At 63.5% G+C, this 7880-nt stretch carries 10 protein-coding genes and 3 pseudogenes; 10 read left to right on the top strand and 3 right to left on the bottom strand.

What is annotated here, in order from left to right; all coding sequences use genetic code 11:
* Positions 1–125: 125 nt before the first annotated feature.
* Both FV222_RS12045 and FV222_RS12040 read left to right on the top strand, forming a co-directional pair.
* Positions 126–629, top strand: a pseudogene (locus tag FV222_RS12045) (tyrosine-type recombinase/integrase); the annotation flags it as partial.
* A 249-nt stretch (positions 630–878) separates the two neighbouring features.
* Positions 879–1406 carry a GNAT family N-acetyltransferase gene (locus FV222_RS12040; RefSeq protein ID WP_147814405.1) on the top strand — a complete coding sequence of 176 codons (528 nt, stop codon included), beginning with the start codon at positions 879–881 and terminating at the stop codon, positions 1404–1406.
* Between the two features lie 16 nt (positions 1407–1422).
* Here FV222_RS12040 and FV222_RS12035 read toward each other — a convergent pair whose 3' ends face one another.
* Complete coding sequence (locus FV222_RS12035) at positions 1423–2181, bottom strand: alpha/beta hydrolase (RefSeq protein WP_147814403.1); 759 nt, start codon at positions 2179–2181, stop codon at positions 1423–1425.
* 278 nt (positions 2182–2459) lie between these two features.
* Here FV222_RS12035 and FV222_RS12030 point away from each other — a divergent pair, with 278 nt between their 5' ends.
* The 4 genes and pseudogenes from FV222_RS12030 (at position 2460) to FV222_RS12015 (ending at position 4866) form a co-directional block, all read left to right on the top strand.
* Entirely contained in the window at positions 2460–3590 is a 1131-nt protein-coding gene (locus FV222_RS12030) for a carboxylate-amine ligase (protein WP_147814401.1), read from the top strand.
* A 69-nt stretch (positions 3591–3659) separates the two neighbouring features.
* Positions 3660–3947, top strand: a complete 288-nt coding sequence (locus FV222_RS12025; RefSeq protein WP_147814399.1) for a hypothetical protein — start codon at positions 3660–3662, stop codon at positions 3945–3947.
* A gap of 59 nt (positions 3948–4006) precedes the next feature.
* Positions 4007–4357: pseudogene (locus FV222_RS12020) on the top strand (DUF4113 domain-containing protein); the annotation flags it as partial.
* A gap of 68 nt (positions 4358–4425) precedes the next feature.
* The gene (locus tag FV222_RS12015; protein ID WP_147814397.1) at positions 4426–4866 is read left to right on the top strand and encodes a hypothetical protein; all 441 of its coding nucleotides are present in this window, start codon (positions 4426–4428) and stop codon (positions 4864–4866) included.
* A 94-nt stretch (positions 4867–4960) separates the two neighbouring features.
* On the opposite strand, the gene FV222_RS12010 is transcribed toward FV222_RS12015, so the two are convergent.
* Both FV222_RS12010 and FV222_RS12005 read right to left on the bottom strand, forming a co-directional pair.
* Positions 4961–6151 carry a YncE family protein gene (locus FV222_RS12010; RefSeq protein ID WP_246685433.1) on the bottom strand — a complete coding sequence of 397 codons (1191 nt, stop codon included), beginning with the start codon at positions 6149–6151 and terminating at the stop codon, positions 4961–4963.
* A 102-nt stretch (positions 6152–6253) separates the two neighbouring features.
* A pseudogene (locus tag FV222_RS12005) lies at positions 6254–6364 on the bottom strand (DMT family transporter); the annotation flags it as partial.
* 113 nt (positions 6365–6477) lie between these two features.
* On the opposite strand from FV222_RS12005, the gene FV222_RS12000 reads away from it, so the two are divergent.
* From FV222_RS12000 to FV222_RS11985, 4 genes are read left to right on the top strand one after another with little or no spacing between them, the layout of a single operon-like run.
* On the top strand, positions 6478–6681 hold the full coding sequence (locus FV222_RS12000) for a hypothetical protein (protein ID WP_147814395.1): 204 nt from the start codon (positions 6478–6480) through the stop codon (positions 6679–6681).
* Between the two features lie 56 nt (positions 6682–6737).
* On the top strand, positions 6738–7040 hold the full coding sequence (locus FV222_RS11995; protein ID WP_147814393.1) for a hypothetical protein: 303 nt from the start codon (positions 6738–6740) through the stop codon (positions 7038–7040).
* 18 nt (positions 7041–7058) lie between these two features.
* Complete coding sequence (locus FV222_RS11990) at positions 7059–7292, top strand: hypothetical protein (protein WP_147814391.1); 234 nt, start codon at positions 7059–7061, stop codon at positions 7290–7292.
* A 32-nt stretch (positions 7293–7324) separates the two neighbouring features.
* Positions 7325–7528, top strand: coding sequence for a hypothetical protein (locus tag FV222_RS11985; RefSeq protein ID WP_246685432.1), 204 nt, complete (start codon positions 7325–7327; stop codon positions 7526–7528).
* Positions 7529–7880 lie beyond the last annotated feature (352 nt).

Here is a 7880-nt window from a genome sequence, read left to right as displayed (position 1 = left end):
CATGCCAGCCTTCTCCGCTTGGCCGGCTGCGCTTGCCAGACCAGCTCCGCCGGCCAAGCTACCCGTGGCGGAGCGGCCCACCGTGCACTAATTTTACCCTTGGACCACCTCGTGGGGGCCGATCACGGCGTGTACGCGACCGCGCTATGTTCGACCTCGCCATCGACAGCAAGCTGCGCGGTTGCGATATCGTCAAATTGAAGATCGGTGAGCTCGTGAGCGGCGGGCATGTACGCGCGCGCGTCATCGTCGTTCAGCGAAAAACTGGGCGGCCTGTTCAATTCGAATTGCTGGAACCAGCACGTACCAGCATTCTAACTTGGCTGGGGTGCCGAGGGGGCGGGCTCGACGATTACACCTTCCCGAGCCGGATCGACCACGAGGCTCACATAAGCACCCGGCAGTACGCCCGACTGGTGGATGAATGGGTCACGGGCATCGGGCTACGGCGCGAAGACTACGGTACGCACTCTCTGCGCCGAACAAAGGCGGCGTTGATCTACAAGCGAACCGGCAACCTACGCGCGGTGCAAATCCTGCTCGGGCATACCAAAATTGAGAGTACGGTACGCTATCTCGGCGTGGACGTTGAAGACGCGCTCGCTTTGGCGGAAGGGACTGAAATATGAAGCCCGGCCTCCTCTGCGGCAACGTCGAGGAGGCCATGAAGTCTCTATGACCGCAGCGCGTCCGGTGCAGTCGTTTGCCCCGTCAAGATAATGTCTTGGATATAGACGTTCTCTGACCAACCCCGCCTTTCCGCCTTGGGTGGATTTTCGCCGGTCTCCTTTCGGGCGACAAAGCAGGGAAGCGGACGTGGCTGTTCTGCTCGCCTCCAACTCATAGCGGAACAGCCTCTCCGGCGGTAAGCTCCTACGATGAGCACCGAAGCGCGAGCCCGTTCCTTGGAGATTGTTCGCTTGACCAGCGCTGATGCGGCTGTCTTCCGCGAGCTACGACTCGAAGGATTACGTGATCATCCGGAGGCGTTTGGAGCATCCTGGGAGGATGAGGCGACGCACTCGGAAGCACAATTCTCATCCCGTTTGGATGACGCTGTAGTGTTCGGGGCACGCTCTGTAGATGGGATGCGACTCGATGGTATCGTGGGCGTCTATCGACCTGAGGCTGCTAAAACGAAGCATAAAGCAGTGATATGGGGAATGTATGTCCGCCTGCGCTCTCGGCGCGCCGGCGTCGGGGCTATCCTATTGAAGACAGCAATAGACCACGCCTCATTGATGGTCGAGGAAGTCAATCTAACTGTTGGATTGGCGAATGCAGCGGCATTAAAACTTTACGAGTCGGCGGGTTTCAAAAGATACGGAGTTGAACAGCGCGCTTTGAAAATTGGCGAGCAATATTATGACGAGGTCTTGATGAGCTTGCTGTTGTCAAAGCGCTAAATTTTCGCTCCGGATCCTAAATGGTCGCCAGAGTTTGCCGCAGAAAAGTAATGAGCATGCGATGGTGTTCATTCTCATGCTCGCCATGCGGGTTGTGATCTTGGCCGACCAGCAGATGCACTTCCGGCGTGCGCGAGGCCTGCAGCAAGCGCGCTTCGAGCCGCTGTGTCATCGCAACCGACCACATTGTGTCCCGCGTGCCGTGGCTAAGAAACAGGGGCCCGGCATACCGCTCGATTTCAATCGGCGTGGTCGGGAGCAGAGTGTCGGACGACCCACGCCACGTCCATGCTCGCTCCGCTGGGTCCCAAGCCCGCCATCCGGGATCACCACTGTCCCGACAGCTTGCACCAACGAAAGCGCCGCAGATCACGTCGGGTGCAGCATGCGCAGCCACGGCATCCGGCAAGCCGGGAACGCCGTCCCGAGCCATCAAAGAGGTGACGAGTAGGGCATGTTCGGCTCCGCGCGAGACGCCGTAGACGCCAACCTTGCCAGACAGGGGTAAAGCGTGAAGCTCAGCCAGAGCCTCGGCCGTCCGGTCAAGGGCGACATCTCGGATGTCGCCCGCGTTCCATACGTCGCCGCCTACCGAGTAGCCGAACGGGACGGCCAGGAAGCCATGAGCGGCTAGGATGGCAGCCGTCAGGTAGCTGTAGCCTGACCACGCCCCCTCCGAGCCGTGCAGGATCATGACAGTGGGGAACGGCCCATCACCGGGCGGTCCGTAGGATTGCCCGAGGCCGGGTAGCACGCGGTTGACGACTTGCAGCATCACTGACTGACCCTGACACTCCTAACGTCCGCATGCTACCCCGAGCTGAAGCTGCCGGACGGCTGGCGTGCGACCGCTTTGGGGAAGCGCCGCCAGCGGTCCGAGCGACCGCGTTGGGTCGTACTCGGAACGTCTGCTTCTCGGCGACGAACCCAGGTCTGCATTCCCTACACGGCCCGATAAATGCCTTATCGATCCATCGTCCGACATCGTGAGCCGGCGCTCCGGAACTGCTGTTCGAAAGTGCCAAACGTCGTCCTGCTGAATGGGAGCACGAAATGGCGCAGCGCTCGGGGCCCGACTTCAAGTTCGGGATCGAGGAGGAGTTCTTCCTGGCGAGCGCACGCTCCCGGGGTGCTCCGCGCAGTTCGATCCAGGGGTTCCACGACGATGCCAAACGTCTGGGCTCGGTTGAGCGGGAACTCCTGGAGAACGAGGTCGAGATCTGCTCTGCGCCGACTGCGAGCGTCGAGGAAGCGCGGGCTGCGCTCGGCAACCTTCGTGATCAGCTTCAAGGCACCGCACGCAAGCACGGGCTCAAGCTGTTCGCTGCCGGCACCCACCCGACTGCGATCTGGTCCGTTCAGAAGGAGACCGACAAGCCACGCTACCGCGGCATGATGGACGACCTGCAGATCACCGGACGCCGCTCCGTGGTCGCTGGCATGCACGTCCACGTCGAGGTGCCGCGCCCCGAGGCACGGGTCGACATCATGCGGCGGATCTACCCGTTCCTCCCCCTGTTGCTCGCCCTCTCGACATCATCGCCGTTCTACGACCGCCGCCGGACCGGTCTGCACGGATATCGGCTTCGGGCATACGCCGAGCTGCCGCGCACGGGCCTGCCCGAGTTGTTCGACAACGCCGACGACTATGCCCGCTATGTGAAGGTCATGACGGCCGCGGGCGCCGTGCCGGACCCGACTTATTTCTGGTGGCACATCCGACCCTCGGTTCGGTACCCGACCCTTGAGCTACGCGTCGCCGATAGCTGTACGCGTCTCGAAGACACCCTGACCGTCGCCCAGATCTATCGGTGCCTCGTTCGCTTGCTGGACCGTCGACCTGACATCCATGACTGCCTGACAGGAGCATCACGCGGGTTCGTGATGGAGAACCTGTGGCGGGCCGAGCGCGATGGTACCGGAGCGTCGCTGATCGACGAGACTGCCGAGCGCGTCGTACCGGTTTCGGAAGCTGTCGATGCGCTCCTCGATCTGATCGCCGACGATGCGGCGGCACTTGGATGCGCTGCCCAGGTCGCACATGCCAAAATCATCGCCCGCAACGGATCGAGCGCTGCAGGTCAACTGGCTGCTTACGCGACCGTCATCGACGCCGGCGCGGGGGATAGCGCCGCTCTGCGTGCAGTCGTGGACTGGCTGGCCCAGGAAACGAGCGCGGGCTGACCGTCATACGGAAGGATGCGGCGTGACGCGCGTTGGCCGTCCAGGTTTCCAGGGTTTGAGGACCACACCATGCGCGCACGTCGGAGATCACGGGCCAAGCCGGCATCCTGGCTCGCGGTGAGCACCGACCTCGCGATGCTCGGCGTCGAGGCGCAGATGGTGATCGGCCAGCGCATGGCGATGTTCATGCTCGGCGGCCCAAAGGCGGACAAGGAAGCGCGGCTGATGGTGGCCGAGAAGGTCAAGGCCGCCAGCGAGGCGGCCGCGACCATCGCCCTGGGCGGGACGCCGCAGAAAGTCGTGCGCGACTACCGGCGGAAGGTGCGGGCGAACCACAAGCGGCTCGGCAAGGGGTGATGCCCTCCACTAGGCTTGGGGTAGCTTCGTGGGCTCGTGGATCTCGGCTCCATTGCCCCGTGCCCGAGGCGACGAACGACACTCTGGTCCTGGTGAAGGCATGCCTGCACGGCGTGCGGAAGACCTGGAGGGACGGGTACCGCTATTCCAAGGCCGGCGTGGTCACCACCGACCTCGTCCCCTTGGCGGCCTCGCAGCGGGCCTTCCCGGGGCTCGGGCAACTCGACCAGGAGCACGGGGCCGCCTTGATGGGGGCGCTCGACGCCTGCAATCGACGGTTCGGTCGGGGAGAGGTCGTGCCCGGCTCGGCCGGGTTCGCTTCGAGGCGGGAGTGGTCGACCAAGTTCGAGATGCGCTCACACCGCTACACGACGCGCGTCGACGAGTTGCCCGTCGTGGCCGCGGCATGAGCACGGAGAGTAACCTCGGCGCCTGCCCGTGCGTTTGCCGGCATCGGGTACGGGTTAGGAGCACCGACATGAAGCTACTGATATTGGCGGGCCTCGCATGCCTGACCGTCGACATCGCAACGGCACAGGTGCTCGGCACGACCATCTCCAGCGAGGGCAATTGGGATCTCAGGAAATCCGATGCCGGCTCCTGCGTCCTGACGCCTAAAACCCCGTCCCGTGTCCAGGTCACGCGGGGTCGGATCAGCGTGACCGGAATGCCTAAGAACTCGGTCTTCAACTATCAGTACAGGGTCGATGACGGGGATGCTTCGACGCCGGTCCTCCCATCCGAAGCCATGCAGGCGGAGGGCAGGATCACTATCGAAGGAGACGCTTTCAACGACACCGTCGAAGCGCACCGCTTCAGGTTTCGGATACTCGACCGCTGGCACGAGGCCATCTCGGAAGACATCGATCTCGCCGGCCTGAGCGCGTTGTACAAACGGCTGGAAGAGACCTGCAAATAGAAGGTCGACCAAGGCGCATCGAGCCCGCCAGCACAATCTGCGGTGCCAAGAAGCCGTAGAGGATTCACATCGCTTAGGTCCCTGGGAAGCAACTTTATCGCCCGCCCAGGGATGCGGGCTGGCCGGGAAGGTTCAAGCGGTAGCCGGTGTCGGTGAGCGTATCGCCGGAGACCTGGTACACGCCAATCGTCCGGTCGACGTAGTTGCCGACGTAGACGTAGCTGCCGGACGGACTGAACACGATCCCCTGGGTCACCGCCCCTGCCTCGGCTTTGGACACGCGCCGGACTCTGCCGTCGGGATCGATGGCAAGCAGCGCCACGACGCCGGTCGGTGTGTAGCCTGGAGCGCTGTGCGGCGCGCTCGCCCCGCGCACCACCGAAACGACGGCATGGCGGCCATCCGGGGCAATCGCCAGGGCCTCCGGCGTGTCGCCGATCCCAATATGGTCGATGACGAGCGGCCGGGCCGCATCGGCGCGGATCACGCTCACTGTATCGGCGTGGCCGTCGCTCGGCTCCGGGCCGGTGTTGCCGGTGAGTACGAGCATACCATCCGGCGTCACCGCTAACCCGTAGACTCCCGAGCCGACGGGTATGTCGAGGCTGCGGTCGTAGCGCACTTTGGTCCCGTCGATCGCGAGCACGCCGATCCGCGCCGCCTTGTTCTTGGCTATGAAGGCCCGCTTTCCGTCAGGTGTGAATGCCACCGCCGCCGCCTCATCACCGACATCGACCGTCGCAACGGCGCGCACAACGGTGTCCAGGATCGTTAGGGCCGTTACGCTGCGCCCCTCGCGGTTAGCGACGAGGACGAGGTCGCCGGCCTTGTTGATGGCGATGCCGGATGGTTGGAGCCCCACCCGGACACTCTCGATGAGTTGGGGCGGGTTTGCGGCGAGGTCGACGACGTGCAGCCGGTCGTCTGCGTGCGCGTACCACGCCGTACCCTCCTGGCGCATCAGAACCGAACTCGCCATGAGGCCGAGCCGGCCATCCGGAGTGATTTGCAGGTTCGTGGGCGGGCCATAGACCGAATTATCGAGGGGCAGGGTATGAACGAGCCGTGGCCGAGCCTCATCGCTAACGTCGATGATGCCCACCGCATCGTGTCCGTTCGGCCCGTTCCGGGCGCCCTCTGGTTCGAAGAAGGTTTTGCCGTCGAGCCCAACGAGAATGAAGGCCCGCGTCTCGGCCACGGCGGCACTGGATAAGGCGAGGAAGAGCAGCGTCGCGACGCGAATTGCCGAGGGGGAGGATCGTCTCATCATCCAGACATAGGGCATTTGTGTCGGGATGGTTGTCGGCGTTCCATCCCTGAAAGCATGACTCGTAGCTCACCAAGGAAGCTGAAGCTGCATCTGACCAGGCTGAAACACTAGGTGCGATCAGAAGAGCGCTACGAGCCCGACGCCGGCGATCATCAGTATGCCGCCAAGGACACGCCAGACAGACACAGGATGACGCTCGAACCCCACCCATCCGAAATGGTCCAGGATACGGATCTCAATTCGATCGCGGCCGACCAGTGTCATCCAGACGAGCCTGTTGACGCTGTGAAAGCGCTTAAGTTGGAGTAACTAAGCGCATCACCGATGAAGGAGCTCCGCTCATGCTCATGCTCGCGCTTCTCCTTGCCTTGCTCGTCGTTCTCGTCGTGATGCTCGTCACTAGACGGCACATCGGACGGCTCGGATCACTTGCGACCTTGATTGCCGGTATCATGCTGGCGCTTTGGCCGATCGATAGTGGGCTTATGCCGGGCTCGAAGGGGCCACTGGAAGGCGACAGGGCAACGATAGCTCGAAATCGATGATTGTAGGGCCCGGCCTTCGACGCTCGACAACAGCCTCCCCGTGGCTATCCTGCGGGATGCGCACAACCCTCGCCGCCCTCGCCTTGGTCGTCACGGCTGGAGGCGCCAGCGGGAAGCAGCAGATGCCGACCGTTCCAGAGTTGCTGACGGCAGAACTGAAGGCCTCGAAGGCGTGTGAGGGGTCAGGAGATGCCGACGTCGCCCAAGAGCAGTGCCGGCTCCGATATCGTCTGAGCGGCCGCCTGGCACAGGCCGGCTACTGCTGGGGCCGCAAAGACCAGGTCGACGAGAAGAAGCAGTGGCACGCCTGCCAGCCCGACTCGATCTACGAGGACGATATCGAGGCGGTGCAGCGCTGAGGCTCAGGCTGGAGATCGATGCACAAGCTCCCTCCAGGCAGCCTCTACCGCCTGCAGACGTTGGCCCAGACCGGGGCACGCTTCTACAAAGTGAACGCCTACATGCGTCGCCTTGAGGTGCTGGGCCTGATTGTCGCCACCGGGCGCACGGACCAGAAAACAGATTGCAGCGAGTACAGGATCACCGAAGGCGGGCGTGCTGAGCTCAAGGAGCGCTACGACCCACCCACGACCGATCCTCCCAAAGCCTGAAGCGCTCCGCCTGCACGGACGGGCCCGACCTCGTGACCGATCTGCGGGGCAAGCGGTTGCCGACCTGGGCGCTGATGCGTGTTTATGCGGAGCGCGTCGCGCTGGACGTGATGCTCGGTCGCGCGTCGTTCGATTGGTCGTCATGGACCATCGAGGTCTACGACGCGTCAGGGCGGCATGTGGTGTCGAAGCCATTCGCGGACGTGCTGGCTATCCAGCAGGCACGGCAGGGCTGACGGGCCGATCGCCGGCAGCGCGGCTGGCCTTTCGTCGCACACGACGGCTTCGCCTGAACTGCGCTCGATGCGAGCAGTTGCCGCGTGACCACGATAGGAGAGGTCACGAATGTCGAACCCAGCCAAGGGCCAGTCCGGCGACGGTCAGCACCATAGCTCGATGAGCGCGAAGGATCAGAAGACGGCCGAGGTCCAGGAGGTCGGGAGCGCCAAGGCGGGCGCTGGGTAAGCGCTCGGTGACGGCTGCCTTGTGCGGATAGGGTCTGGGTCTGGATACAGGGGATGGCGCGGGATGGCGCTGTATCGGCCCTGTGTCTGGACCTATGACGAACACGGCTCACATCGTCGTCGC

It is taken from the genome of Methylobacterium sp. WL103 (assembly GCF_008039885.1).
Classification (GTDB): Bacteria; Pseudomonadota; Alphaproteobacteria; order Rhizobiales; family Beijerinckiaceae; genus Methylobacterium; species Methylobacterium cerastii.
Note: the sequence above shows the minus strand (reverse complement) of the source record. Positions and strands in the feature narration are given on the sequence as shown.